Annotated in this window: 25 protein-coding genes; 17 read left to right on the forward strand and 8 right to left on the reverse strand. The window is 56.8% G+C overall.

The window, feature by feature from the left end; translation table 11 throughout:
* Positions 1 to 4: 4 nt before the first annotated feature.
* Positions 5 to 1,399, forward strand: coding sequence for a nucleobase:cation symporter-2 family protein (locus tag EBA31_RS03485; RefSeq protein WP_238387425.1), 1,395 nt, complete (start codon positions 5 to 7; stop codon positions 1,397 to 1,399).
* On the opposite strand, the gene EBA31_RS03490 is transcribed toward EBA31_RS03485, so the two are convergent.
* Both EBA31_RS03490 and EBA31_RS03495 read right to left on the reverse strand, forming a co-directional pair.
* Positions 1,396 to 2,169, reverse strand: a complete 774-nt coding sequence (locus EBA31_RS03490) for an amidohydrolase (protein ID WP_115059976.1) — start codon at positions 2,167 to 2,169, stop codon at positions 1,396 to 1,398. The two genes, EBA31_RS03485 and EBA31_RS03490, sit on opposite strands and share 4 nt — an antisense overlap.
* Complete coding sequence (locus EBA31_RS03495; protein ID WP_122077380.1) at positions 2,157 to 3,317, reverse strand: pyridoxal phosphate-dependent aminotransferase; 1,161 nt, start codon at positions 3,315 to 3,317, stop codon at positions 2,157 to 2,159. The genes EBA31_RS03490 and EBA31_RS03495 overlap by 13 nt, the downstream gene beginning before the upstream one ends.
* 162 nt (positions 3,318 to 3,479) lie before the next feature.
* Here EBA31_RS03495 and EBA31_RS03500 point away from each other — a divergent pair, with 162 nt between their 5' ends.
* From EBA31_RS03500 to EBA31_RS03510, 3 genes are read left to right on the forward strand one after another with little or no spacing between them, the layout of a single operon-like run.
* A complete protein-coding gene (locus EBA31_RS03500) occupies positions 3,480 to 4,094 on the forward strand; it encodes a methylthioribulose 1-phosphate dehydratase (RefSeq protein WP_122077382.1) in 615 nt (204 codons plus the stop codon).
* Entirely contained in the window at positions 4,091 to 4,780 is a 690-nt protein-coding gene (mtnC, locus tag EBA31_RS03505; protein ID WP_122077384.1) for an acireductone synthase, read from the forward strand. The genes EBA31_RS03500 and mtnC overlap by 4 nt, the downstream gene beginning before the upstream one ends.
* Positions 4,777 to 5,319, forward strand: coding sequence for an acireductone dioxygenase (locus tag EBA31_RS03510; RefSeq protein ID WP_044548476.1), 543 nt, complete (start codon positions 4,777 to 4,779; stop codon positions 5,317 to 5,319). The genes mtnC and EBA31_RS03510 overlap by 4 nt, the downstream gene beginning before the upstream one ends.
* Positions 5,320 to 5,332: 13 nt before the next feature.
* On the opposite strand, the gene mtnA is transcribed toward EBA31_RS03510, so the two are convergent.
* The gene (gene mtnA / locus EBA31_RS03515) at positions 5,333 to 6,361 is read right to left on the reverse strand and encodes an S-methyl-5-thioribose-1-phosphate isomerase (protein WP_122077385.1); all 1,029 of its coding nucleotides are present in this window, start codon (positions 6,359 to 6,361) and stop codon (positions 5,333 to 5,335) included.
* 144 nt (positions 6,362 to 6,505) lie between these two features.
* On the opposite strand from mtnA, the gene mtnK reads away from it, so the two are divergent.
* Positions 6,506 to 7,705 (forward strand): S-methyl-5-thioribose kinase, encoded by a 1,200-nt coding sequence (gene mtnK, locus EBA31_RS03520; protein ID WP_122077387.1) that lies wholly within the window; start codon positions 6,506 to 6,508, stop codon positions 7,703 to 7,705.
* A gap of 88 nt (positions 7,706 to 7,793) precedes the next feature.
* Here mtnK and EBA31_RS03525 read toward each other — a convergent pair whose 3' ends face one another.
* Both EBA31_RS03525 and fadE read right to left on the reverse strand, forming a co-directional pair.
* On the reverse strand, positions 7,794 to 7,946 hold the full coding sequence (locus EBA31_RS03525; protein ID WP_048759719.1) for a Hok/Gef family protein: 153 nt from the start codon (positions 7,944 to 7,946) through the stop codon (positions 7,794 to 7,796).
* A gap of 288 nt (positions 7,947 to 8,234) precedes the next feature.
* Positions 8,235 to 10,691, reverse strand: a complete 2,457-nt coding sequence (gene fadE, locus EBA31_RS03530; protein ID WP_122077389.1) for an acyl-CoA dehydrogenase FadE — start codon at positions 10,689 to 10,691, stop codon at positions 8,235 to 8,237.
* Between the two features lie 245 nt (positions 10,692 to 10,936).
* Here fadE and lpcA point away from each other — a divergent pair, with 245 nt between their 5' ends.
* A complete protein-coding gene (gene lpcA, locus EBA31_RS03535; protein WP_004949058.1) occupies positions 10,937 to 11,518 on the forward strand; it encodes a D-sedoheptulose 7-phosphate isomerase in 582 nt (193 codons plus the stop codon).
* A 97-nt stretch (positions 11,519 to 11,615) separates the two neighbouring features.
* Positions 11,616 to 12,422 (forward strand): class II glutamine amidotransferase, encoded by an 807-nt coding sequence (locus EBA31_RS03540; protein ID WP_122077391.1) that lies wholly within the window; start codon positions 11,616 to 11,618, stop codon positions 12,420 to 12,422.
* Here the strand turns inward: EBA31_RS03540 and dpaA are convergent.
* Complete coding sequence (gene dpaA, locus EBA31_RS03545) at positions 12,354 to 13,124, reverse strand: peptidoglycan meso-diaminopimelic acid protein amidase (RefSeq protein ID WP_020825365.1); 771 nt, start codon at positions 13,122 to 13,124, stop codon at positions 12,354 to 12,356. The genes EBA31_RS03540 and dpaA overlap by 69 nt on opposite strands.
* Before the next feature lie 576 nt (positions 13,125 to 13,700).
* Between dpaA and EBA31_RS03550 the strand changes: the two genes are divergently transcribed.
* Genes EBA31_RS03550 through nqrM form a run of 8 tightly spaced genes read left to right on the forward strand, consistent with a single transcriptional unit; the run spans position 13,701 to position 20,810 of the window.
* Entirely contained in the window at positions 13,701 to 15,050 is a 1,350-nt protein-coding gene (locus tag EBA31_RS03550) for a Na(+)-translocating NADH-quinone reductase subunit A (RefSeq protein ID WP_122077393.1), read from the forward strand.
* A gap of 3 nt (positions 15,051 to 15,053) precedes the next feature.
* Entirely contained in the window at positions 15,054 to 16,295 is a 1,242-nt protein-coding gene (locus EBA31_RS03555; protein ID WP_020825367.1) for an NADH:ubiquinone reductase (Na(+)-transporting) subunit B, read from the forward strand.
* On the forward strand, positions 16,285 to 17,079 hold the full coding sequence (locus tag EBA31_RS03560) for a Na(+)-translocating NADH-quinone reductase subunit C (RefSeq protein ID WP_020825368.1): 795 nt from the start codon (positions 16,285 to 16,287) through the stop codon (positions 17,077 to 17,079). Before EBA31_RS03555 ends, EBA31_RS03560 begins: the two co-directional genes overlap by 11 nt.
* On the forward strand, positions 17,072 to 17,701 hold the full coding sequence (locus EBA31_RS03565; RefSeq protein ID WP_020825369.1) for an NADH:ubiquinone reductase (Na(+)-transporting) subunit D: 630 nt from the start codon (positions 17,072 to 17,074) through the stop codon (positions 17,699 to 17,701). The genes EBA31_RS03560 and EBA31_RS03565 overlap by 8 nt, the downstream gene beginning before the upstream one ends.
* A 6-nt stretch (positions 17,702 to 17,707) precedes the next feature.
* Positions 17,708 to 18,304, forward strand: a complete 597-nt coding sequence (gene nqrE / locus EBA31_RS03570; RefSeq protein ID WP_012005400.1) for an NADH:ubiquinone reductase (Na(+)-transporting) subunit E — start codon at positions 17,708 to 17,710, stop codon at positions 18,302 to 18,304.
* A 15-nt stretch (positions 18,305 to 18,319) separates the two neighbouring features.
* On the forward strand, positions 18,320 to 19,543 hold the full coding sequence (gene nqrF / locus EBA31_RS03575; RefSeq protein WP_044548498.1) for an NADH:ubiquinone reductase (Na(+)-transporting) subunit F: 1,224 nt from the start codon (positions 18,320 to 18,322) through the stop codon (positions 19,541 to 19,543).
* The gene (locus tag EBA31_RS03580) at positions 19,544 to 20,575 is read left to right on the forward strand and encodes an FAD:protein FMN transferase (protein ID WP_122077395.1); all 1,032 of its coding nucleotides are present in this window, start codon (positions 19,544 to 19,546) and stop codon (positions 20,573 to 20,575) included. It begins immediately after the preceding gene.
* 7 nt (positions 20,576 to 20,582) lie between these two features.
* Entirely contained in the window at positions 20,583 to 20,810 is a 228-nt protein-coding gene (nqrM, locus tag EBA31_RS03585) for a (Na+)-NQR maturation NqrM (protein ID WP_020825372.1), read from the forward strand.
* Positions 20,811 to 20,847: 37 nt separating this feature from the next.
* On the opposite strand, the gene EBA31_RS03590 is transcribed toward nqrM, so the two are convergent.
* A complete protein-coding gene (locus EBA31_RS03590) occupies positions 20,848 to 21,732 on the reverse strand; it encodes a glycerophosphodiester phosphodiesterase family protein (protein WP_122077397.1) in 885 nt (294 codons plus the stop codon).
* Positions 21,733 to 21,937: 205 nt separating this feature from the next.
* Here EBA31_RS03590 and dinB point away from each other — a divergent pair, with 205 nt between their 5' ends.
* Positions 21,938 to 22,999: a DNA polymerase IV gene (dinB, locus tag EBA31_RS03595; RefSeq protein ID WP_046374422.1), complete on the forward strand. Its 1,062-nt coding sequence runs from the start codon at positions 21,938 to 21,940 to the stop codon at positions 22,997 to 22,999.
* A 78-nt stretch (positions 23,000 to 23,077) separates the two neighbouring features.
* Here dinB and pepD read toward each other — a convergent pair whose 3' ends face one another.
* The gene (gene pepD, locus EBA31_RS03600) at positions 23,078 to 24,538 is read right to left on the reverse strand and encodes a beta-Ala-His dipeptidase (RefSeq protein WP_122077399.1); all 1,461 of its coding nucleotides are present in this window, start codon (positions 24,536 to 24,538) and stop codon (positions 23,078 to 23,080) included.
* A gap of 324 nt (positions 24,539 to 24,862) precedes the next feature.
* Here pepD and gpt point away from each other — a divergent pair, with 324 nt between their 5' ends.
* Positions 24,863 to 25,321, forward strand: a complete 459-nt coding sequence (gene gpt / locus EBA31_RS03605) for a xanthine phosphoribosyltransferase (protein WP_044548512.1) — start codon at positions 24,863 to 24,865, stop codon at positions 25,319 to 25,321.
* Positions 25,322 to 25,402 lie beyond the last annotated feature (81 nt).

Consider the following 25,402-nt stretch of genomic DNA (forward strand, 5'->3'; position numbering starts at 1 on the left):
ATCTATGGCTCTGTCTCAGGATAAGGGCGCGGCTTCGTGCTGCCCGGAAGATGAAAAATTGCCGCTGGCAAAAACCTTCGCCTACGGCCTGCAGCATATTCTGACCATGTATGGCGGCATCATAGCGCCGCCATTGATCATAGGTTCTGCCGCAGGGTTAGACGCCGCGCAAATTGGCCTGCTGGTGACGGCAGCGCTGTTTGTCAGCGGTTTGGCGACGTTATTGCAAACGCTTGGTGCGCCGGGTTTCGGCTCTCGTTTGCCGTTGGTGCAGGGCGTTTCCTTTGCGGGAGTCGCGACCATGGTGACCATAGTCACTGGCGACGGCGGGTTGCCTGCGGTGTTTGGTGCGGTGATCGCGGCGTCGTTGATTGGGTTACTGATCGCGCCGTTTTTCTCGCAGATTATTCGCTATTTCCCGCCGGTGGTGACCGGCACCGTGGTGACGGTGATTGGGCTGTCGCTGATGCCGGTGGCGGTACGCTGGGCGATGGGGGGCAACGCCAAGGCCGCAGATTGGGGATCAACCGGAAATATTGGCCTGGCGGCTTTCACACTTGCGGTTATTTTGTTGCTGAACAAGGTGGGTTCCCCGGCGTTAAAACGGTTATCGGTGCTGCTGGCGATGGCTGTCGGCTGTGTGGCGGCCGCGTGGGTGGGTAAGCTGAGCTTCGCTGCCGTAGGCCACGGGCCTTGGCTGGCATTCCCCGCGCCTTTTGCCTACGGTTGGCCAACCTTCGAACTGAGCGCAGTGCTATCCATGCTGTTGATCGTACTGGTATTACTCACGGAAACCACCGCCGGGCTGATGGCCGTCGGTGAAATTGTCGGTTCGCCGGTGAATGCGCGCCGTATCGCCAACGGGTTGCGTGCCGATATGTTGTCCAGCGCCCTGTCGCCGGTATTCAACTCGTTTCCGCAAAGCTCGTTTGCCCAGAATATCGGGCTGGTGGCGATCACCGGCGTGAAGAGCCGCTTTGTGGTCAGCGCCGGCGGGACGATTCTGGTGCTGCTGGGGCTGTTGCCGGTCCTGGGGCGACTGGTGGCCTGCATTCCGCTGCCGGTCTTGGGCGGCGCGGGTGTGGTGCTGTTCGGCTCGGTGGCCGCCAGCGGCATCCGCACTCTGGCCAAGGTTGAGTATAAGGACAACATGAATCTGGTGGTGGTAGCAACGGCGATTGCCTTCGGCATGATCCCTATCGTGATGCCGACCTTTTACGATCAGTTTCCGAACTGGGTGCGTACTTTGCTGCATTCAGGCATCAGTGCCTCGTGCCTGGTGGCGCTGTTGCTGAACCTGTTGTTTAACCGCATTGGGGGACAGAAGAAAAAGCGGCGGAAGAAGAGCTTTCCTGAAGCAACGGGCGCGGTGTACCTGTACCGCGCCCGAAATGCTTAATCGTGGCGCAGGAAACTGTCGGCATCCCGCCAGGCCGGGAAGGCACTGCGATAGCTTTGCAGGGTTTCCAGCGACAGTTCCGCGTCAAGCCTTGCGGCAATGCCGGGTTCCGCCTGCGCCAGCGTTTCGCCCTGCGGGCTAAGGATCAGGCTGTCACCGCTGTAGTTCAGACCGTTGCCGTCTTCGCCGACGCGGTTGCAGCCGGCCACGTAGACCTGATTCTCAATGGCCCGTGCCGCCAGCAACGTTTGCCAGTGTTTGCTGCGCGGTGCCGGCCAATTGGCGACGTAAAGCGCCAGATCGTAATCCTGCTGGTAGCGAGACCAGACCGGAAAACGCAGGTCGTAACAGATTTGCGGCAGGATGCGCCAGCCGCGCCATTCGAAGATTTCACGCCGTTTGCCTGCCTGATAGTGCAGGTGTTCACCCGCCATGCGGAACAGGTGGCGCTTATCGTAGGCATGCACCCGGCCGTTGGGCTCCACCAACAGGAAACGGTTAACCGCGCCCTCGGCGGTTTTCAGCGCCACGCTGCCGCCAACCAGCGCGTTGTTTTTGTTCGCCCAGCCGTGCAGCCAGTCAATCACCTGCTGTTCCGGCAGTGCACTTTCCCCGGCATCCATGGCAAAACCGGTAGTAAACATCTCCGGCAATACGATCAGATCGCGGCCGCTTAAGGGGGCCAGCAAGGCGTCAAAATGTTGCAGATTGGCTTGGCCATCTCGCCACACCAGGGGTTGCTGCAACAGGGTAATTTTTAAAGTCGACATAACCGCTCCGCAGCTGCATCCAGCGTGGCATCCTGTTTAGCGAAGCACAGCCGGATCAATTTATGAGGGAAAGGATCGGCACAGAAGACCGACAGCGGGATCGCCGCCACGCCTACGTGCTCGGTTAACCAATGACAGAATGCCACGTCGTCCAGATCCGAGACCGCGCTGTAATCCGTCAGTAAGAAGTATGTCCCTTCGCAGGGTATAATTTCCAGTCGGCTACTGGACAGCGCCTGCACGAAACGGTCGCGCTTGGCGCGGTAAAACGCAGATAGCTGCTGCCAGTGTTCCGGTTCGCTGCGCAGCATATCGGCCAGAGCCAACTGTGCCGGGGTGTTAACCGAGAAGGTCAGGTACTGGTGTACCTTGCGCACTTCCGCACTCAGCGCTGCCGGGGCGACGCAATAACCCACTTTCCAGCCGGTCATGTGGAAGGTTTTGCCGAAGGATGACACCGCAATGGCGCGTTGACGCAGCTGCGGGTGGGCCAGCACGCTGGCATGTCCCCCTTTGGCGAAACAAATATGCTCATAGACTTCATCGCTGAGCACATAGATTTCACGCTCGCTAATGGCATGCCACAGCTGTTGCATATCTTCCGCCTGCCAGGCGGTGGCGGAAGGGTTGTGCGGCGTATTGAGGATCACGAGGCGGGTGCGGGGCGACAATAATTCTTCGAACTGTCTCCAATCGACGCTAAAGGCCGGCGGCTGCAGCGCAATGCGTTTCAGCGTACCGCCGGACAAGGTGACCGCCGGCGCATAGCTGTCATAGCTGGGATCGAAGCAAATCACTTCATCTCCCGGACGCACCAACGCGCTGATGGCGGCGAACAGCGCTTCGGTAGCCCCAGCCGTGACGGTAACTTCGGTGGTCGCGTCCGGCAGCCAGCCATACAGCGCCGCCGTTTTCTCGGCGATGGCTTCGCGCAGAGACGCGACGCCGGTCATCGGTGCATATTGGTTTGCGCCCTGGCTGACATGCCAGGCCAGACGCTCTTTCAGGTAGTCCGGGCCATCGAAATCGGGGAAACCCTGAGACAGGTTGATTGCCTGATGCTGCGCTGCCAGCGCGCTCATCTGGGTGAAAATGGTGGTGCCCAGAGCGGGCAGTTTGCTTTCGGGAATCAATGCTGAAGTGCTCATAGCAGGCTAATACTCCTGGCGCTTATGTTGCCGTCAATATAACACGATGTTAGTATTTGGCAATCAAGACGCTTAGATGGCTAAATGAAGAAAAAATCTAATCATTAATCAAATCATTCTAAGCTTCACCTGCTGGACGACCTTACTGACCGGGAAACGATAATGACCGAAAATCCGCAACTTACAGCGCTGTTGTCTGCCTGTCACTGGATTGGCGAAAAGGGCTGGTGCCCGGCGACCGGCGGCAACATGTCGCTGCGTCTTGATGACCGACACTGTCTGGTGAGCGAATCCGGCAAGGATAAAGGCAGCCTGAGCGAATCGGATTTCCTGCTGGTGGAAACCGCCACCAACCATGTGCCGAGTGGCCGCACACCCTCGGCGGAAACCGGCCTGCATACCTTGATTTACCGGCTGTACCCGCAGATTGGCGCGGTGTTGCATACGCATTCGGTGAATGCGACAGTGTTGTCACGCGTTGAATCCAGTGAGCGTTTGGTGTTGCAGGGCTATGAGATGCAAAAATCTCTCGCCGGGCAGAGCTCTCATCTGGATACCGTAGCGATCCCCATTTTCGACAACGATCAGGACATTCCGCACTTGGCCGCACGCGTCGCGGCCTATGCCGAAGTGACGCCATTGCAGTACGGTTTTCTGGTGCGGGGTCACGGCCTGTATTGCTGGGGCCGCCAGGTTGCGGAGGCTCGTCGTCACCTTGAAGGACTGGAATTCCTGTTCCAGTGCGAACTGCAACGCCGTTTACTGGAGGCAAAATGATCCGCGCCATCGTCACTGACATTGAAGGTACCACCAGCGATATCCGCTTTGTTCATCAGGTGCTGTTTCCCTATGCGCGTGAACGTTTGGCACCGTTTATCCGTCAGCACCAGGCAGAGGCTGAGGTGGCTGCGCCGCTGGCTGCCCTGCGACATGAGATTGACCAACCGCAGGCGGATATTGAGCAGCTTATTGCCGCGCTCTACCGTTTTATGGACGAAGATCGCAAATCCACCGCGCTGAAGGCACTGCAAGGCATCATCTGGCGCAGCGGCTACCACAACGGTGATTTCCGCGGGCATTTATACCCTGAAGTGGCCGGGCAGCTAAGCGCCTGGCAGCAGCAGGGGCTGAAGCTATACGTTTACTCTTCCGGCTCGGTGGAAGCGCAGAAACTGCTGTTCGGCAACAGTGATGCCGGCGATCTGCAGCCATTGTTCAGCGGGTATTTCGATACCCACGTCGGGGCCAAGCGTGAAACCGCCTCGTACAGCAATATTGCCAATGAAATCGGTATCGCCGCCGACGAGCTGCTGTTCCTTTCCGATATTCATCAAGAGCTGGATGCCGCGCGAGCCGCCGGTTGGCACACCTGTCAGCTGATCCGCGACGACGCCGATGCGCAGAGCCGGCACCCGCAGGTTAACCGTTTTGATCACATCGATTTAGGGGAGTTTGCCTCATGAGTGGATTGACGATTTTCAGCGATAAAGAGCCGCAGCAGCCGCTGTGGCAGAGCCGCGACGCCGAAGCTATTCAGCAGCAACTGGCACAAATCGGCGTGCGTTTTGAACGCTGGCAGGCCGATCGTGAACTGGGTGACAACCCGGAACCGGCGGCGGTGATTGCCGCTTACCAGCATGAAATTGATCGTCTGGTGGCGGAAAAAGGCTACCAGAGTTGGGATGTGATCAGCATGCGTCCGGACAACGCCCAGCGCGAAGTGCTGCGCGAGAAGTTTCTTTCCGAACACACCCATGGTGAAGATGAAGTGCGGTTTTTTGTCGAAGGCGCGGGGCTGTTCTGTCTGCATCTGAACGGCAAGATCTACCAGATCCTGTGCGAGAAGAACGATCTGATTTCCGTGCCGGCAGACACTCGCCATTGGTTTGACATGGGATCGGCGCCGAATTTCACGGCGATCCGCGTGTTCGATAACCCGGAAGGCTGGGTGGCACATTTCACCGGCGATAAAATCGCCGATGCTTATCCGCGTCTCAACTGATACTGCGCGGGCGTTAGCCTAACGCCCGCTGGAAGATCCCATCATTGACCTGCTGTGGCGTAATCACGCCGCTGTCAAACACCCAACCGCTGATAAGCTTCGCCGGCGTGACGTCAAATGCCGGGTTGTAAACCTGCGCATCGGTTGGCGCCCATTGGCATGAGCCAAAACTGCCCGACACACCGGTCACCTCAGCTGCGGCGCGCTGCTCGATAGGGATGGCGGCGCCGTTCGGACAGTGGGGGTCGTGCGTTGTATGCGGGGCGGCAACGTAGAAGGGGATGTTGTGGTAATGCGCCAGGACTGCCAGGCTGTAGGTGCCTATTTTATTGGCAACGTCACCGTTGGCGGCGATGCGATCGGCACCCACCCATACGGCGTCGACCTGGCCCTGCGCCATCAGACTGGCAGCCATGGAGTCGCAAATCAACCGATAAGGAATACCCAACTCGCCCAGCTCCCAGGCGGTCAAGCGGCCACCCTGCAGCAGCGGCCGGGTTTCATCCACCCACACCTGCTGCACTTTGCCCTGCTGATGGGCGCGTAGTAGCACGCCAATGGCAGTACCGACGCCAGCGGTCGCCAAGCCACCGGTATTGCAATGGGTCAGCAGGCGACTGCCGGGTTTGACCAGTTCGACCCCGTGGTCGGCAATGCGATCGCACAATTTGCGGTCTTCTTCCACTAGCCGCAAGGCTTCTTCAACCATCGCCGCCACCCATTGCGGTTGCGCCAGCGCCAGCTTCATGCGGTCCAGATTGTTCATCAGATTGACCGCCGTCGGCCTTGAAGCACGCAGAGTGATCAGTGCCTGCTCAAGCTGTCCACGCGGCAGCCCACGTTCTGCCAACAGGGCCAACAGCAGGCTGGCGGACAGGCCGATCAGCGGTGCGCCCCGCACCCGCAAGCTGTGAATATGATCAACCAGTTCCTCTACGCTGTCGCAGGTTCGCCACTGTTTTTCCTGCGGCAAAGCCTGCTGATCGAGGATCCAAAGTCGGTTGTCACGCAGGGTCAAACTGGTGGTGTTAAGCGCTTGCATCGGCGGTTAATTCCTTGTTGCGTAGTTATTGCATCTGGAAAGCTATTCTGCCAACATGACTTCCGGATGTATAGACGTCCAAATGCTTTTACGTCTAAAAAATAATAATCGTTGTGTCAGAGAGACAGGAAAGAGGGGTTGGGAATGTCGCATTATCGTACGTTTACTGCTGCCGATGCCGTTGAGTATGCCCGCCAATACGGGCAGTTAGCCGATCCGCAGGCGCTGGTGAGCGCTGACGAGATTGGTGACGGCAATCTGAACCTGGTGTTCAAGATCCGCGATCGCGAGGGCGTGAGCAGGGTGATCGTTAAACAGGCGCTGCCGTACGTACGCTGCGTGGGCGAATCCTGGCCACTGACCCTGGATCGGGCGCGAATTGAAGCGGAAACCCTGTTGACCCACGGCGGTTTTTGCCCAAGGCATACGGTAAAAGTATTGCATCACGATCCCGAGCTGGCGGTGATGGTGCAGGAAGATCTTTCCGACCACCACATCTGGCGCAGTGAATTGCTCAAGGGCCATTATTACCCTCTGGCGGCCGGGCAACTGGCAGAATATTTGGCGCAGACCCTGTTTCATACCTCTGACTTTTATCAGACGGCACAGGCGAAAAAAGCCGAAGTCAGCCGCTTCACCAACCCAGAACTGTGTCAGATCACCGAAGATCTTTTCTTTACCGATCCCTATATCGATCATGAGCGTAATCAGTTTGATCCTGCGCTGTTGCCCCAGGTGCTAGAGCTGCGTGACGATTCAGCGTTGAAGCTGGCGGTGGCAGGACTGAAACACCGCTTTTTGAGCAAGGCGGAAGCGTTGCTGCACGGCGACATCCACAGCGGCTCAATTTTTGTTGCGGAAGGCAAGTTGAAGGCGATAGACGCCGAGTTTGGTTTCTATGGCCCGATCGGGTTTGACGTCGGCAGCGCCTTGGGCAATCTGTTGCTGAACTACTGCGGCCTGCCGGGGCTGTTAGGGCCGCGTGACGCCGCCGCCGGGCGAGAACAACGTCTGCAGGATGTGCGCGAACTCTGGCTGATTTTTGCCGATCGCTTCCTGGCGCTGTGTCACCAATACACTCGTGAGCCGGCGCTGGCGGTGCCGGGTTACGCCGAGCAGTTCCTGCAGCAGGTGTGGGCGGATGCAGTCGGTTACTGTGGCAGCGAACTGATTCGCCGAACTATTGGTCTGGCACACGTTGCCGATCTGGACAGTATTAGCGATGCCGAGATGCGTGCAGAATGCCAGCGCCACGCATTGAGTCTGGGTCGCGCGCTGATCGTTAATGCGTCGCAGATCGAACATATCGATGCGCTGCTGGCGCGGATCCGCCAAAATGGCTAGCAACCTGACGGATACGGTGAGGAAGGGTGCTCATGGATCTGTCGTAACAACCAACAGGCGGGAGCAATGCCCCCGCCGTTGGGTTGCCTTACCGTTCGGGTTCGTAAGCCAAAATGGCTGCAACCTCCGTGTCCCCCAGTTTGATGCGCAGTTCACACAGTGAACCGCGAGTGATCCACATCAGCGCGACAAGCGTTATGCAGATAATCATCAGCCTAAGAACGACCCGTTCCTGCTGCATTTTTGACCTCCTTATCCTTGCCTTCCGGCGGGTAAGAGGCTAACCTGACGTTGCTTAGACGTTCAGAGTGGCCTCGGGTTGATGTATCGACTCGGGGCCTTTCTCTTTCTATCCTCGACTAAATTGAAGCTCCGGACAGAAAGATCCAGAGCACCCACCGGCAGTCTATCTGATTATTCCCAGGGTTAAATTAGCCGTTCTGTTAACGTTGCGAACGGCTGCGCATTTCTCAGTGGAAATAAAAAAGGGGCGATGATTATCGCCCCTGGGTATATGTGTTTATTGCAGTCAAGCGGCTTCGGTGTGCTTCTGGCGCTTATCCTGCTTTAGCAACTTTTCCGGCTTACTGGCCGCCAGCGCATCCGGCTCGAAATCATCCACGTTGATCGAACGCAGACGGCTCTCTTCGGCTTTCACCAGGATCTTCGCTTCATCGGCGCTGATTTTGCCTTCTTCCAGCGCCCGCTGTGCCAAACGATCCAGTCGGGTGAATGGCAGGTTTTTACCACTCTCCTTGCACAGACGCAGGTGAATGGGCTCAGCGGCAATCACGTCCGCCAATGCGGCTTCCAGCAGGCCGACCGGGTTATGCTCGCTCGGCGTCAGATACTGACCGCGTCCCAGACGGCTGCGGGTGGCAGACGGCTGTTGGAGGATCTTGGCCAATTGGTGATCCAGACGGTCAGAAGGTGCAGTATGCACGCGGCCGAACGGGAAGATCACGAAGCGCATCGCACCGGCGATAAAGCGGTTCGGGAAGTTGCGCAGCAGATCGTCCAACGCTTGTTCCGCCTGGTGCAGACTGTCCTGCACGCCCCAGTGGACCAGCGGTAAATCTTCTTTCTGACGGCCTTCATCCTCAAAACGTTTCAGCGTAGCGGAAGCCAGGTACATTTGGCTGAGAATATCCCCGAGACGAGCGGAGATACGCTCGCGGCGCTTCAGGCTACCACCCAGCACCCCCATAGAAACGTCCGACAGCAGCGCCAGGTTAGCGCTGAGGCGGTTCAACTGCTGATAATAGCGACGAGTCGCGTCTTTGGTCGGTGTACCACTGGTGCGGCCGTTGGTCAGGCCCAGCCAGAAGCTGCGCACCTTGTTGCTGCCGACGTGGCCCAGATGGCCGAACAGCGATTTATCGAAGTCGTTCAGGTCGTTATTTTGCGCTGCCGCCATTTCATCCAGTACATAAGGATGGCAACGGATAGCGCCCTGACCGAAGATCATCATGGTACGGGTCAGGATATTCGCGCCTTCCACCGTGATGGCGATAGGCGCGCCCTGATAGGCACGGGCCAGGAAGTTGGATTTGCCCAGCATGATGCCTTTACCGCCGGCAATATCCATTGCATCGATGATTGCCTGCTGGCCTCTGTGGGTACAGTGGTATTTCACGATGGCCGACAGCACCGCCGGTTTCTCGCCCAGCATCAGGCCGCTGGTGATAAGCGTAGCCGCGGCATCCATCACATAGGTGTTACCGGCGATACGCGCCAGTGGCTCTTCAATGCCTTCCATTTTGCCGATCGAGATTTTGAACTGACGGCGGATATGGGCGTAAGCGCCAATGCCCAACGCCATGGATTTCACGCTACCGGTGGAGTTGGAAGGCAAGGTGATGCCACGGCCTACCGACAGACATTCAACCAGCATGCGCCAGCCCTGACCGGCCATTTTTGGCCCGCCAATGATGTAATCGATAGGTACGAACACGTCGTTACCGCGGGTAGGGCCGTTTTGGAACGGCACGTTCAGCGGGAAGTGACGGTTACCGATTTCAACGCCCGGAGTGCTGGTTGGGATCAGCGCACAGGTGATGCCCGGTGATTCGTTATTGCCCAGCAGGTGGTTCGGGTCATAAAGTTTGAACGCCAGGCCCAGCACGGTCGCCACCGGTGCCAGCGTGATGTAGCGCTTGTTCCAGGTCAGGCGCATGCCCAACACCTGCTCGCCTTGCCACTCACCCATGCAGACGGTACCGACATCCGGAATAGCGCCGGCATCGGAACCCGCTTCCGGGCTGGTCAGGGCGAAACAAGGGATCTCGTCGCCGCGCGCCAGGCCCGGCAAGTAATGATTTTTCTGCTCGTCAGTCCCGTAATGCTGCAGCAGTTCGCCCGGACCGAGGGAGTTGGGCACGCCAACGGTGATCGCCAGAATGCCGGAAACGCCAGCCAGTTTTTGCAGCACGCGAGCCTGAGCATAAGGAGAGAAGTCCAGGCCGCCGTACTCTTTCTTGATGATCATCGCGAAGAAGCGGTGTTCTTTCAGGTACGCCCACAGTTCCGGCGGCAAATCGGCCAGTTCGTGGGTGATCTGGAAGTCGTTGGCCATGCGGCAAGCTTCTTCCACCGGGCCGTCAATAAACGCCTGCTCTTCGGCGGTCAGTTGCGGTTTCGGGTAATTATGCAGCTTGTTCCAGTCCGGCGTCCCGCGGAACAGATCGCCTTCCCACCAGGTGGTACCGGCTTCGATCGCTTCCTTTTCGGTGGTGGACATAGGCGGCATTACCTTGCGGAACGCACGCAGCGCCGGTGCAGACAGCATCGAACGGCGCAGTGACGTGATGTTCAGCGGCAGCAGGATAATCGCCAGCGGCAGCAGCATCCAGAAGGTCCAAAGACCGATGGCGCCCATGGCGGCGGTGTATGCCAGCAGGATAAGGCTACTGAGGGTGAGGTTCACTCGGTGATAGAACACCACACCAATGAGTGCCAGTAAAACAACAATACTAAGAACCATCATAAGAAGCTCCAAAGTGGCAAGAGGTCTGACCTGTTGTGTGTATGTAATAGGTTTTAGTACAAGCCCATATTTTTATCAATGCATTTACAGTTTAATTACAACTTAAGTCACAATCTGACCGCACCAATCATCAAAAACCTCAGCGGCACCTCAACGAAGGCGCTGTTTGACTCAGAGTGCTTCTCGGTTTTTCCCCGATCCGGTACACTGCGGGGCGGAAGATTGACGATAACAAGAGGTTCCTCATGTACCACGACCTTATTCGCAGTGAACTGAACGAAGCTGCCGATACCCTGGCGAAATTTATCAATGACGATGCCAATATCGATGCCATTCAACGTGCGGCAGTGCTGCTGGCCGACTCCTTCAAAGCCGGCGGGAAAGTCATTTCCTGCGGTAACGGTGGCTCCCACTGTGACGCCATGCACTTTGCCGAAGAGCTGACCGGCCGCTACCGTGAAAACCGCCCAGGCTATCCGGCAATTGCCATTTCCGACGTCAGCCACCTGTCTTGCGTCAGCAACGACTTCGGCTACGAGTATGTGTTTTCGCGCTATGTGGAAGCGGTAGGCCGCGAAGGCGACGTACTGTTGGGCATTTCCACCTCAGGTAACTCCGGCAACATCATTAAAGCTATCGAAGCGGCGCGTGCCAAAGGGATGAAAGTGATCACCCTGACCGGCAAAGACGGCGGCAAAATGGCCGGTTCCGCAGACGTGGAAATCCGCGTACCGCACTTCGGTTACGCCGATCGCATCCAGGAAATTCATATCAAAGCGATCCACATCTTGATTCAGCTGATCGAAAAAGAGATGGTTAAGGCTTAACGGCTTTAGGGGGTGCACTGCCCCCGCTAATATTGTATTGGGGTGCGCGTGCCGCGCTCCAATAGACGGCGTCAGGGTGGTTAAGGAGTGGCAAGCGATGTGTGAACTGCTCGGGATGAGCGCAAACGTACCGACCGATATTTGCTTTAGCTTTACCGGGCTGGTTCAGCGCGGTGGCCGTACCGGGCCACATAAAGATGGTTGGGGCATTACCTTCTATGAAGGGAACGGTTGCCGCACGTTTAAAGATCCCCAGCCGAGTTTCGACTCGCCGATCGCCCGTCTGGTGCAAGAATATCCGATTAAGTCCTGTGCGGTGGTTTCGCATATCCGCCAGGCTAATCGCGGTGAAGTGGCGCTGGAGAATACCCACCCTTTTACCCGTGAGCTGTGGGGCCGTAACTGGACCTACGCGCACAATGGCCAATTGAAAGGCTATCGCCAGTTGGAAACCGGCAACTTCCGCCCGGTCGGCCAGACTGACAGCGAATATGCTTTCTGCTGGTTGCTGCACCAGCTTTCCCTGAAATACCCTCGTACCCCGAGCCGTTGGCCGCCGGTATTCCGCTATATCGCGCTGTTGGCGGATCAACTGCGTCAGAAAGGGGTATTCAACATGCTGCTGTCGGACGGGCGCTTTGTGATGGCGTACTGCTCCACCAATTTGTATTGGATCACGCGTCGTGCGCCATTCGGGAAAGCGACGTTACTCGATCAGGACGTGGAGATTGATTTCCAGCAGCAGACCACACCTAACGATGTGGTCACGGTGATTGCCACCCAACCGCTGACGGCGAATGAAACCTGGCACAAGATCGCACCAGGCGAATTCGCGTTATTTCACTTCGGTGAGCGGCTTGGCCTGAGCGAAGGGATTGGTGCTGACGGCGGGAGCCGTGGTTGACGCATACTGCGTCATCTGGCTGCTGCTCATCAACGGTTGGCCCAGCACGTACTGACCGTTGGATACCCCCACCATTGGCGGTTGATGGTTTTTGACGAAGTAGTCATAACCCGGCTTCAACTGGCGCCAAAAAGCGATGTAGTTAGACGAACTGTGTCGCTTCAGGTTTTGATCGGTCATGCGGAACGGGTAGATACTGATATCAATCCGGCTCTGACCATAAGCGAACGCAGCTTCGACATAACGATAAATCTCATCCATATAGGTGTTGGTCATCGCGTAACACCCAATCGATTTACATTCACCGTGGATCATCAGATAAGCGCCGGAATACCCCTGTGATTTATCGTAATCATTAGGGAAGCCGATATTTATTGCCCGATAATACTTACTGTCGGGTTTCAGATGGCGCGAGTCGACGCTATAAAAGCCTTCCGGACTTTTAAAGTCACCTTCACGACGTTTCGGGCCCAGGCCGCCGGAGAAATTGCAGATAGGGAAAGAGTTCACCAGGCGGAATTCATTGCCCATTTTGGCATACAACTCCAGCGTGCGTTCTTCTTTGAATATCTGAATATAAACCGGTGAACCCACTAATTGCTGCTTAACCACCGGCGCCTCGGGAACCTGCTCGCTGGCGCTGCAGGCCGTGATCATCGGCATAGAAAAAAGCATCGCAAACAACAACGCGATTTTGCTCATTATTATTCCTGCTTATATTTATCTGCTGGCTCAATGTAGACATGGCCAACATGCCACTGATTATTGTTTTACGGTCTTAAAACACCGTCAGATTACCAGCGTGTTCTTTTTTAGCAATATGCGATGTGTATAAAAAAACTACAAACTTCGATAAAAGTGAATCGACAGGCAGATTTTAACGATTGGTGGAGTAAAACAGCGAAAATTTAATTGCGTTTGCTTGACTCAGGTCACTGCCCAGCGCAGAAAAATGTTGTGAAAAATGTTAATATCCCGGCTCGAATTAATCTGCTGTTACGTCCGCAGAATGAGGTGTTGAGCTTACTTCTCGGGGGATTGAATCACCCCTGCGGCAACAAAGTATTAACAGCGTTTTTAGCGCGCAAAAATGGATCCAGGAGTTATCAACGGAATGTTCGCGACCCCATTTTGTCAGTGCGAAAGATTTCATGTTGAGCGTGATGCCGTTGCGCTTAACCCAGAGGCTGCTGATGCAGTCTCATCATCCAGGCATCGTCAGCACCAGCCTCTGGGGCCGGTAAGACGTGTGAAACTAACCAACATCGTATAAATCTTATGATTAAAATCAGAAAAGGGTTAGATCTGCCCATTGCCGGAACACCGGTTCAGGCAATTCATGACGGCCCAATCATTCAGCATGTCGCCCTGCTTGGGGAAGAATACGTCGGAATGCGCCCGTCCATGCTGGTGCAGGAAGGCGATAGCGTTAAGAAAGGTCAGGCGCTGTTCGAAGATAAAAAGACCCCCGGCGTATTCTTCACTGCGCCAGCCAGCGGCCGTATCGTAGCCATCAACCGTGGTGAACGGCGCGTCTTGCAGTCGGTGGTGATCGCCATCGAAAATGGCGGTGACGAACAGCTGGAGTTTGCCCATTACCCGATGGCGGAACTGGCCATGTTGCCGCGCGAGCAGGTCGAAAGCGAACTGATCGCCAGCGGCTTGTGGACGGCGTTGCGCACCCGCCCTTTCAGCAAAACTCCTGTGCCGGGAAGGACGCCGCGTGCCATTTTCGTTACCGCCATGGACAGCCAGCCGCTGGCTGCCGATCCGTTGGTGATCATTACCGAACAGATGGCGGCATTTAACGCCGGGTTATCGGTATTGGCACGCTTGACCGACGGTAAAGTCCACGTCTGTCACGCATCAGGTGCGAACCTGGGCAAGCAGCCGGATGCACAGGTGACCTATAACGAGTTTGCCGGCCCGCATCCTGCCGGGTTGGTGGGGACCCATATCCACTTCCTCGAACCGGTCAGTTTGAAAAAAACCGTCTGGCATATCGGTTATCAGGACGTGATCGCTATAGGGACGCTGTTCACTACCGGCAAGCTCGATACCGAACGGGTGGTGGCGCTGGCCGGCCCGCAGGTGGAACTGCCGCAACTGATGCGTACCCGCCTGGGGGCCAGCCTCGATGAACTGACCGCCGGCCGTCTTAAAGCCGGTGAAAACCGGGTGATTTCAGGCTCGGTGCTGAGCGGCACCCACGTCGCCGGCCCTAACGCCTATCTTGGCCGTTTCCACTCGCAGGTTTCCGTGCTGGAAGAAGGGCGTGATAAACAGCTGTTCGGCTGGATCGCGCCGTCGCCGGATAAATTCTCTATCACCCGCACCACGCTGGGCCATTTCCTGAAAAACAAGCTGTTCGCCTTCTCGACCACCACCCACGGTGGCGAACGCGCCATGGTACCGATCGGCAACTATGAGCGGGTGATGCCGCTGGACATTCTGCCGACGCTGCTGCTGCGTGACCTCCTGGCGGGTGACAGCGACAGTGCACAGGCGCTGGGCTGTCTGGAGCTGGATGAAGAAGATCTGGCGCTTTGCACCTTCGTCTGCCCCGGCAAGTATGAATACGCTCCGGTGCTGCGCGACGTGCTGACCAAGATTGAGCAGGAAGGATAACCGATGGGCCTGAAGAACTTTTTTGACAAAATCGAGCATCACTTCACTCCGGGCGGCAAGCTGGAAAAGTGGTACCCGCTGTTTGAAGCCACGACGACGGTGTTTTACACCCCGGGTTTGGTGACACGCGGCGCTTCGCACGTGCGCGACGCCATCGATCTGAAACGTATGATGATCCTGGTATGGCTGGCCGTTTTCCCGGCGATGTTCTGGGGTATGTACAACGTTGGCCAACAGGCCATTCCGGCGCTGCATCACCTCTACAGCGGCGATCAGCTGCAACAGGTATTGGCGGGCGACTGGCACTACCGGCTGGCGCAATGGTTGGGGGCTTCTTTGGCGGCGGACGCCGGCTGGGTCAGCAAAATGGTGCTGGGTGCCTGCTACTTCCTGCCGATATACGCCGTGGTGTTTCTGGTCGGCGGATTTTGGGAAGTATTGTTCGCTATCATTCGCAAGCACGAGATTAACGAAGGTTTCTTTGTTACCTCGATTCTGTTTGCGCTGATTGTGCCGCCCACGCTGCCGCTGTGGCAGGCCGCGCTGGGGATTACCTTCGGCGTGGTGGTGGCGAAAGAGATTTTCGGCGGCACCGGGCGCAACTTCCTTAACCCGGCATTGGCGGGGCGCGCTTTCCTGTTCTTCGCTTATCCGGCGCAGATTTCCGGTGACCTGGTGTGGACCTCCGCCGACGGTTTCTCCGGCGCAACGCCGCTGGCGCAATGGAGCGCGGGTGGGGCGCACAGTCTGAGCAACGTCGCTACCGGCCAGTCAATCAGCTGGATGGACGCGTTTCTCGGCAACATTCCCGGCTCCGTCGGCGAAGTTTCCACGCTGATGATCCTGCTTGGCGGGGCGATAATTCTGTTCGGCCGTGTGGCATCCTGGCGCATCGTCGCCGGCGTGATGCTGGGCATGATGGCTACCGCCTTCCTGTTTAATTCCATCGGTTCTACTACTAACCCGCTGTTCGCCATGCCGTGGTACTGGCACCTGGTGTTAGGTGGTTTCGCCTTCGGCATGATCTTTATGGCCACCGATCCGGTTTCCGCCTCGTTCACCAATAAGGGGAAATGGTGGTACGGCATCCTGATTGGCGTGATGTGCGTGCTGATCCGGGTGGTCAATCCGGCCTATCCGGAAGGCATGATGCTGGCGATCCTGTTCGCCAACCTGTTCGCGCCGCTGTTCGATTATCTGGTGGTGCAGGCCAACATCAAGCGGAGAAAAGCCCGTGGCGAATGAATCTAAAAACGACAGCATCGGTAAAACGCTGCTGGTGGTACTGCTGTTGTGCCTGGTGTGTTCTGTGGTGGTGGCGGGTTCCGCCGTCGGCCTGAAGTCCAAACAGCAGGAACAAAAGCTGCTCGACAAGCAGCGCAATATCCTCGACGTGGCCGGCCTGCTGCAACCGAAAATGGAGGGCGAGCAGGTCAAAACGCTGTTCACCCAACGCATCGAACCCCGGTTGCTGGATTTAAACAGCGGTGAGTTTGTTACCGGCAAGGCCGCGGCGTTCGATCTGGCTGCGGCATTGCGTGATGACAGCAAAAGTGCGGCGTTGCCGGCGGCTGACGATCCGGCGGGCATCAAACGCCGCAGTAACCAGGCGGAAATCTATCTGGTGCGTGACGACAGCGGCGCGGTGAACAAAATTGTGCTGCCGGTTTACGGCACGGGCCTGTGGTCAATGATGTACGCCTTTGTTGCGCTGGATAATGACGGTAACACGGTGAAAGGCATTACTTACTACCAGCAAGGGGAAACCCCGGGTCTGGGTGGTGAGGTTGAGAATGCCAGCTGGCGCCAGCAGTGGGTCGGTAAAAAGCTGTTTGACGATAACGGGCAACCGGCGATCCGCGTAGTGAAAGGCGGGGCGCGTCAGGGAGATGAACACGGGGTGGACGGCTTGTCCGGCGCCACGCTGACCTCCAACGGCGTGCAGCATACTTTTGACTTCTGGTTGGGCGAGCACGGCTTTGGCCCGTTCCTGAAAAAAGTTCGTGAAGGAGCGCTGAAAAATGGCTGATTCCAAAGAGATTAAACGGGTCCTTTTAGGGCCTCTGTTCGACAACAACCCGATTGCCCTGCAGGTGTTGGGCGTCTGCTCCGCGCTGGCGGTGACTACCAAGCTGGAAACGGCGGTGGTGATGACCATCGCGGTAACGCTGGTTACGGCGTTTTCCAGCTTCTTTATTTCGTTGATCCGTCACCATATTCCGAACAGCGTGCGCATTATCGTGCAGATGGCGATTATCGCCTCGCTGGTGATCGTGGTCGATCAGCTGCTGCGCGCCTATGCGTTCGAGATTTCCAAACAGCTGTCGGTGTTCGTTGGCCTGATCATCACCAACTGTATCGTGATGGGGCGCGCCGAAGCCTATGCCATGAAGTCGCCGCCCATCGAGAGTTTCATGGACGGTATCGGCAATGGGCTGGGGTACGGGGTGATCCTGGTGCTGGTTGGCTTCCTGCGTGAGCTGTTCGGTTCCGGCAAGCTGTTCGGCATCCCGGTGCTGGAAACGGTACAGAACGGCGGTTGGTATCAGCCAAACGGTTTGTTCCTGTTGGCACCGAGCGCGTTCTTTATCATCGGCCTGCTGATATGGGCGCTCCGCACCCTGAAACCAGCGCAGATCGAAAAGGAGTAATGGCCGATGGAACATTATATCAGCCTGTTTGTACGCGCAGTGTTCGTAGAGAACATGGCGTTGGCGTTCTTCCTGGGGATGTGTACCTTCCTGGCGGTATCGAAGAAGGTCTCGACCGCCTTTGGTTTGGGGATTGCGGTTACCCTGGTGCTCGGCATCTCCGTGCCGGTGAACAACCTGGTCTACAACCTGATCCTGCGTGATGGCGCGCTGGTGGAAGGCGTTGATCTGAGCTTCCTCAACTTCATCACCTTTATTGGCGTGATTGCTGCGCTGGTGCAGATTCTGGAGATGATCCTCGATCGCTTCTTCCCGTCGCTGTACAACGCACTCGGCATTTTCCTGCCGCTGATCACCGTGAACTGCGCCATCTTCGGCGGTGTGTCCTTCATGGTGCAACGTGACTACAACTTCGCCGAATCGGTGGTGTACGGCTTCGGTTCCGGCACGGGCTGGATGTTGGCGATAGTCGCGATGGCGGGGATCCGCGAAAAACTCAAGTATGCCAATGTCCCCGCAGGGTTGCGCGGCCTGGGCATTACCTTTATCACCACCGGGCTGATGGCGTTGGGCTTTATGTCCTTCTCCGGTGTTCAGTTGTAAAGGCGGGAAGAATTTATGGAAATTATTTTAGGCGTCGCGATGTTTACCGCCATCGTTATGGTGCTGGTACTGCTGATCTTGTTCGCCAAATCGAAGCTGGTGAACACCGGCGATATTGCGGTGGAAGTGAATGGCGATTTGGACAAAAGCTTTACCGCTCCGGCGGGCGACAAGCTGCTGAATATGCTCTCCAGCCAGGGGATCTTCGTTTCGTCCGCCTGTGGCGGCGGCGGTTCCTGCGGGCAATGTCGGGTGGTGATCAAAGAGGGCGGCGGCGATATCCTGCCGACTGAACTGTCGCACATCAACAAGCGTGAAGCGAAAGAGGGTTGCCGCCTGGCCTGTCAGGTGAACGTGAAGCAAAACCTGAAAATCGAGCTGCCGGAAGAAATCTTTGGCGTGAAGAAGTGGGAGTGCGAAGTTATCTCCAACGATAACAAAGCCACCTTTATCAAAGAGCTGAAGCTGAAAATTCCTGACGGTGAAGACGTGCCGTTCCGTGCCGGTGGTTTTATTCAGATCGAGGCGCCGGCGCACGACATCAGCTATGCCGATTTCGATGTGCCGGAGGAGTACCGCGGCGACTGGGACAAATTCAACCTGTTCCGCTATCGCTCAGTGGTGAATGACACCACGGTGCGCGCTTATTCCATGGCGAACTATCCGGATGAAAAGGGCATTATCATGCTCAACGTGCGTATCGCTACGCCACCGCCGCGCGATCCTGACGTGCCACCGGGCATTATGTCTTCCTATATCTGGTCGCTGAAGGCCGGTGACAAGGTGACCATCTCCGGGCCATTCGGCGAGTTCTTTGCCAAGGATACCGACGCCGAAATGATCTTTATCGGCGGTGGTGCCGGCATGGCACCGATGCGTTCACACATCTTTGACCAGCTCAATCGCCTGAAGTCCAAGCGCAAAATCACCTTCTGGTACGGCGCGCGTTCGCTGCGTGAGATGTTCTACGAGGACGATTTCAATCGGTTGCAGGAAGAGAATGAAAACTTTACCTGGCACGTGGCGCTTTCCGATCCGCAGCCAGAGGATAACTGGACGGGTTACACCGGCTTTATCCATAATGTTCTGTTGGAAAACTATCTGCGCAACCACCCGGCGCCGGAAGACTGCGAATTCTACATGTGCGGTCCGCCAATGATGAACGCCGCGGTGATCAAAATGCTGAAAGATCTGGGCGTCGAAGACGAAAATATCATGCTGGATGACTTTGGTGGCTAAATGCGCGTAGGGGCAATGAAGGGCTGGATGACGACGGTGGTGCTGAGCGCCACCCTGTTATTGACCGGTTGCGGGCCGGAGCAGGTGAATCTCGAGGGTAAAACCATGGGGACCTCCTATTCGATCCGCTACGTCACCGGCGACGACACGCCGTCCGCCGCCAAGATACAGGCGGAGATCGACAAACGGTTGGAGTTGGTGAACGACCAAATGTCCACCTATCGTCCTGGCTCGGAACTGAGCCGCTTCAACGCAAGTCGCGCAGTGGATAAACCCTTCCCGGTGTCGGCCGCGACGGCAGAAGTGGTGCTGGAGGCGCTGCGTATCAACCGCGTTACCGACGGCGCGCTGGACGTGACCGTCGGGCCGTTGGTTAACCTGTGGGGCTTCGGGCCGGAAGGGCGGCCGGACAAGGTACCGAGCGCCGCCGCACTGGAACAGCGCCGCGCCTGGACCGGTATCGACAAGCTGTCGGTACAGGGCAACGCGTTGGTCAAACGCATTCCGGAGCTGTATGTCGATCTTTCCTCGATCGCCAAGGGGTACGGGGTGGATGTGATTGCCCAGTACCTGCAGTCGCAGCAGGTGAAAAACTATATGGTCGATATTGGCGGCGAGGTGCGCACTCGCGGCCACAACGGTGAGAAAAAACCGTGGCGCATCGCCATTGAGCGGCCGACCGCCGGCATGGAGCAGAAAGCGCAATTGGTGATCCAGCCCGGTGAGATGTCGATAGCCACCTCGGGGGATTACCGTAACTATTTCGAACAGGACGGCGTGCGTTATTCGCATACCATAGATCCGATCACCGGCCGGCCGATCCATCACCATCTGGTGTCGGTCACGGTGTTGAGCCCAACCTGTATGGCTGCAGACGGTTTGTCGACCGGATTAAACGTACTGGGGCCGGAACGCGGCATGGCATTGGCGAACCTGATGGGGATCCCGGTGTTCATGATTGTGAAAACCGCCGCCGGTTTTGAAGAACGCTACTCTGAGGCGTTTAAACCCTATTTGAACAAGCACTCGTGAGGTCGCTATGTTGACGGTATTTGTCGCCACCTTCGTGTTGTTTCTGCTGATTGTCGGCGGCATGTCCCTGGGCTACGTGTTTAAACGTAAAAGCCTGCAGGGCAGCTGCGGCGGCATTACGGCGCTGGGGATGGATAAGGTCTGCGACTGTCCGGAACCTTGCGATGCGCGTAAAAAACGCCTGGAGAAAGAGGCGTTGCGCCAGCAGCAGCTGGAAAAGCACCGGATTATCTGACTACAAGGGGCGCATGCAGCGCCCCTTTTTTTATCGGTTATTTGGCCTGGCGAAAGTTTTTCGCATCGGCCGGTGAGTTGACCATCACCCCGTCTACCCCAAGCGCCAGCGCCTGCTGGTAGTCTGCCGGGGTGTTAATACCAAACAGAATGATGTGCGCTGGGCCTTGCGAACGGAAGCAGTCGATCGATTCTTTATCCCAGGTCAGAAACGCCTTGGAGCGCCCCTCGCCCAGGGTAAATTTCTCCACCACTTCCACTTCCCGTTTCAGTTCCAACCCGTACCAGCGCGGCTTCTGGTTATCCGGCTTCAGTTCGCACAGGTGCGACAGGCTGATATTCGCCAGCAGGTCGCGGGTTTCATCGCGGGTTTCGAAACGCTTGATAGTCGGCGGTAGCGCCTGCAAATATTTGGCATCGGTGGAGTAAACGCGGGTGCGGTTCAGGCTGTCGGTTTTTTCCAGGGTTGCCAGCAAGGTTTTACCGAACTGGGCCGGATTGGCATCCGGTGACTTGATGTCCAGATAGAAATTGACCTTGGGGAAGTCGTTGAGTATTTCATCCAGCCGAGGAATGCCAATGCCTTTCCCCCGGAACGGGTGCGTTTCCCCTTTGGCGAATGACCAGCCGGCGTCAACTTTCGCCAGTTGTTCGGCGGTGTAAGCGGAGACCAGGCCCTGTTGGTTGGTCAGCGCTTTCAGGTCTGAGGGACGGTATAGCACGATAACGCCGTCTTTGGATTCCTGCAGCGTGATCCAAATGGCGTCGGCGCCGTTTTTCAGTGCGGTTTCAATTGCGACGCGAGTGTTTTCAGGTGCGTCGGCAGTGCCACCGCGGTGCGCAATAATGGCAGGGGCTGCGCTCGCGGCAAGGGATATCAGGGATAATGCTGAAGCGAATAAATAGACCGATAATGCTTTCATGTAGGGCACCTTCCTGTGCAAGGTTTATTGTTATCAATAACTGAGGCGATTAATTTGCCACAGCGTACTATTCAAAAATTACGCTTTTTTAACAAGTCGAAGATAATTGGGTGAAACCCTGTTTTATCCGAGCTGATCCGAGTTTTGCCGAGGCTTGAGCTTTCCATTATTGGCTGTATACTTATACAGTATTATTGGAGGGGCGATGCGTAAAATCATTCATGTCGATATGGACTGCTTCTTCGCGGCGGTAGAAATGCGCGACGATCCCAGCCTGCGCGATATTCCGTTGGCGATTGGCGGCAGCGCCGACCGGCGTGGGGTGATCAGCACCGCCAACTATCCTGCACGTCGCTATGGCGTACACAGTGCCATGTCGACGGCGATGGCGCTCAAGCTTTGCCCGCACCTTAAGCTGCTGCCCGGCCGCATGGCGGCGTACAAGGAAGCCTCGCTGCATATCCGTGAAATTTTTGCCCGCTACACCCCGTTGATCGAACCGCTGTCTCTGGATGAAGCCTATCTGGACGTCACTGACTGCAGCCAGTGCAACGGCTCGGCGACGCTGATCGCCGAACAAATCCGCCAGGCGATAGCCGATGAACTGAACCTCACCGCGTCTGCCGGTGTCGCGCCCATCAAATTCCTCGCCAAAATCGCCTCGGAGCTGAATAAGCCGAACGGCCAATACGTTATTACTCCGGCGCAGGTACCCGCATTTTTACAGCAACTGCCGCTGAGTAAAATCCCGGGCGTGGGAAAAGTGACCGCCAAACGGTTGGAAGAAGTGGGGTTGATCACCTGCGCCGACGTGCAGCAGTACGATCTTGCGGCGTTGTTAAAGCGCTTTGGCAAATTTGGCCGCGTACTTTGGGAACGCTGTCAGGGCATCGATCTGCGTGAGGTTTCGCCAGAGCGGCTGCGCAAGTCGGTGGGGGTAGAACGCACGCTGGCGGAGGACATTCATGCCTGGGAAGAGTGCGAAGCGCTGATCGTCGACAAACTGTATCCGGAACTGGAAATGCGCTTGCGCAAGGTAAAACCGGATCTGCATATCGCCCGCCAAGGCGTAAAGCTGAAGTTTCAGGATTTCCAGCAAACAACCCAGGAACACGTTTGGCCAGTACTGAATAAAGACGATTTGATCAATGTAGCGCGTCAGGCATGGAGCGAAAGACGTGAAGGGCGTGGGGTGCGGCTGGTAGGCTTGCACGTGACGCTGCTGGATCCGCAGCTTGAGCGCCAGCTGTTGCTGCCGTGGGAATAACAAGGGCGCAATGCAATATTGCGCCCTTGCTTGCACAGCCCGGTATTTTTTAGGGTTCAGTACACCGAACCCGGCAAATTACGCGCGCTCTGGGATAGCCTTCAGCAGTGCCGTCAGCAGTTTCCAGTACAGGCCCACGCTTTCGATATGCACCTGCTCATCCGGCGAGTGTGGCCCGGTGATGGTCGGCCCAATCGACACCATATCCATATTCGGGTACGGCTTTTTAAACAGGCCGCATTCCAGCCCCGCGTGGATCACCATGATGTTTGGCGTCTTGTTGAACAGATCCTGATAGATCTCGCGTACCAAATGCATGACCGGTGAGTCAGCGTCCGGTTGCCAGCCAGGGTAGCCGCCTTTCGGGGCCACTTTGGCGTTGGCCAACTGGCCCAGCGCGGTCAGCATGCCGACCACGTAATCTTTACCGCTGTCGATCAACGAACGGATCAGGCAGATGATTTCTGCTTCGCTGTCGCTGGTGGTCACTACGCCCACGTTCAGTGAGGTTTCCACCACGCCTTTCACCGCGTCGCTCATGCGGATCACACCGTTTGGCGTGCCGTTGAGCAGTGCCAGGAAACGCAGTTGGCTGTCTGCGGTCATCGCCTGAGACGTGCTGGTGGTTGGCTCCAGCAGAACGGTGATGTTCTTTTCTTTAGCGGACAGCTCATTTTGCAGGGTGGCCAGGAACGCCTGGCTCAGTGCTTTGAGCTCATCGGCCTTAGCTGCCGGTACGGCAACCACGGCAGAAGCTTCACGCGGGATGGCGTTGCGCAGGGTGCCGCCGTTCAGGTCCAGTACGCGCAGATTCAACGCCACGGCATTATCAAACAGGAAGCGCGCCAGCAGTTTGTTGGCGTTGCCCAGGCCGACGTGAATATCCGCGCCGGAGTGGCCGCCTTTCAGGCCCTTGATCGTCAGCTTCAGGGTCTGGTAACCGGCCGGTACGGCTTCACGCTGCAGCGGCAGGGTGGTGATGAAATCAATACCGCCGGCGCAACCCATGTAGATCTCGCCTTCTTCTTCGGAATCGGTGTTGATCAGGATATCCGCCTGCAGCCAGTTAGCCTGCAGCCCGAACGCACCGTCCATGCCGGCTTCTTCGGTCATGGTCAGCAGCACTTCCAGCGGACCGTGCTCGACGCTGTCGTCTGCCAGCACAGCCAGCGCGGAGGCCATGCCGATGCCGTTGTCGGCGCCCAGCGTGGTGCCGCGCGCTTTGATCCACTCACCGTCGATATACGGCTGAATCGGATCCTTGGTGAAGTCGTGCACGGTGTCGTTATTCTTCTGCGGCACCATGTCCAGGTGCGCCTGCAGGGCAACCGGCTTGCGGTTTTCCATGCCTTTGGTGGCCGGCTTGCGCAGCAGGATATTGCCTACCTGGTCACGCTCGGCGTGCAGGTTTTTCTCTTTGGCCCATTCGAGGATGTGCTGCGCCAGCGCTTCTTCATGATAAGAAGGGTGTGGAATAGAGCAGATTTTGGCAAAAATATCCCACAGCGGCTGTGGCGAAAGTTGAGACAATTCAGACACAATAAGTCTCCTGTAACGGCATTCACGGCATAGCGGGAATACCGCTCGGTTAGGGTTAGGGGCATCTGTGCGGTTTTGGCACGATCTCCAGAGAATATCACTTTCTACCGGGCGGTGCCCGTCCCGAATTGTGCTGTTTAAGCGCTTGATCACACTAGTTTGCTGCGCTGCAGTTCATTTTTTCAGCATCAATCACCAGAGGAAATACTTATGATTTCCACGGTACAACTGGTATTCGGCGCGCCCAGTCTCTATAATCTCGCGCAACCTTTTTTCCCCTGATTACTGAATAAGCCACACCCTGGCTGGCTGGGACACCATTCTATGAGCGAAAAATACGTTGTTACCTGGGACATGCTGCAAATGCAAGCGCGCAAACTGGCTCACCGCCTGCTGCCCGTAGACCAATGGACAGGCATTATTGCCGTAAGCCGCGGCGGCCTGGTGCCGGCAGCCTTACTGGCGCGTGAACTGGGTATTCGCCATGTGGATACCGTGTGCATTTCCAGCTATGACCATGACAACCAACGCGAAATGAAAGTGCTCAAGCGCGCTGAAGGCGACGGCGAAGGCTTTATCGTCATCGACGATCTGGTGGATACCGGTGGTACTGCAAAAGCGATCCGCGAGATGTACCCGAAAGCGCATTTCGTCACCATCTTCGCCAAGCCGGCAGGTCGCCCGCTGGTGGACGATTATGTGGTTGATATCCCACAGGATACCTGGATCGAACAGCCATGGGACATGGCGGTGACCTTCGTACCACCGATCGGCGGTCGTTAAGTTCGACAGGCTGTTCCATTAAAACGCCCGGTTTCGCCGGGCGTTTTCGTTATTTTGGTTTATCGCCCCAGAGTTAGGTAC

It is taken from the genome of Serratia sp. P2ACOL2, from assembly GCF_003691565.1.
GTDB classification, from domain to species: domain Bacteria; phylum Pseudomonadota; class Gammaproteobacteria; order Enterobacterales; family Enterobacteriaceae; genus Serratia; species Serratia liquefaciens.

Coding starts and splice junctions, on each gene's coding strand:
- EBA31_RS03485 (WP_238387425.1), top strand. CDS start 5: ATGGCTCTGTCTCAGGATAAGGGCGCGGCTTCGTGCTGCCCGGAAGAT.
- EBA31_RS03490 (WP_115059976.1), bottom strand. CDS start 2,169: ATGTCGACTTTAAAAATTACCCTGTTGCAGCAACCCCTGGTGTGGCGA.
- EBA31_RS03495 (WP_122077380.1), bottom strand. CDS start 3,317: ATGAGCACTTCAGCATTGATTCCCGAAAGCAAACTGCCCGCTCTGGGC.
- EBA31_RS03500 (WP_122077382.1), top strand. CDS start 3,480: ATGACCGAAAATCCGCAACTTACAGCGCTGTTGTCTGCCTGTCACTGG.
- mtnC (WP_122077384.1), top strand. CDS start 4,091: ATGATCCGCGCCATCGTCACTGACATTGAAGGTACCACCAGCGATATC.
- EBA31_RS03510 (WP_044548476.1), top strand. CDS start 4,777: ATGAGTGGATTGACGATTTTCAGCGATAAAGAGCCGCAGCAGCCGCTG.
- mtnA (WP_122077385.1), bottom strand. CDS start 6,361: ATGCAAGCGCTTAACACCACCAGTTTGACCCTGCGTGACAACCGACTT.
- mtnK (WP_122077387.1), top strand. CDS start 6,506: ATGTCGCATTATCGTACGTTTACTGCTGCCGATGCCGTTGAGTATGCC.
- EBA31_RS03525 (WP_048759719.1), bottom strand. CDS start 7,946: ATGCAGCAGGAACGGGTCGTTCTTAGGCTGATGATTATCTGCATAACG.
- fadE (WP_122077389.1), bottom strand. CDS start 10,691: ATGATGGTTCTTAGTATTGTTGTTTTACTGGCACTCATTGGTGTGGTG.
- lpcA (WP_004949058.1), top strand. CDS start 10,937: ATGTACCACGACCTTATTCGCAGTGAACTGAACGAAGCTGCCGATACC.
- EBA31_RS03540 (WP_122077391.1), top strand. CDS start 11,616: ATGTGTGAACTGCTCGGGATGAGCGCAAACGTACCGACCGATATTTGC.
- dpaA (WP_020825365.1), bottom strand. CDS start 13,124: ATGAGCAAAATCGCGTTGTTGTTTGCGATGCTTTTTTCTATGCCGATG.
- EBA31_RS03550 (WP_122077393.1), top strand. CDS start 13,701: ATGATTAAAATCAGAAAAGGGTTAGATCTGCCCATTGCCGGAACACCG.
- EBA31_RS03555 (WP_020825367.1), top strand. CDS start 15,054: ATGGGCCTGAAGAACTTTTTTGACAAAATCGAGCATCACTTCACTCCG.
- EBA31_RS03565 (WP_020825369.1), top strand. CDS start 17,072: ATGGCTGATTCCAAAGAGATTAAACGGGTCCTTTTAGGGCCTCTGTTC.
- nqrE (WP_012005400.1), top strand. CDS start 17,708: ATGGAACATTATATCAGCCTGTTTGTACGCGCAGTGTTCGTAGAGAAC.
- nqrF (WP_044548498.1), top strand. CDS start 18,320: ATGGAAATTATTTTAGGCGTCGCGATGTTTACCGCCATCGTTATGGTG.
- EBA31_RS03580 (WP_122077395.1), top strand. CDS start 19,544: ATGCGCGTAGGGGCAATGAAGGGCTGGATGACGACGGTGGTGCTGAGC.
- nqrM (WP_020825372.1), top strand. CDS start 20,583: ATGTTGACGGTATTTGTCGCCACCTTCGTGTTGTTTCTGCTGATTGTC.
- EBA31_RS03590 (WP_122077397.1), bottom strand. CDS start 21,732: ATGAAAGCATTATCGGTCTATTTATTCGCTTCAGCATTATCCCTGATA.
- dinB (WP_046374422.1), top strand. CDS start 21,938: ATGCGTAAAATCATTCATGTCGATATGGACTGCTTCTTCGCGGCGGTA.
- gpt (WP_044548512.1), top strand. CDS start 24,863: ATGAGCGAAAAATACGTTGTTACCTGGGACATGCTGCAAATGCAAGCG.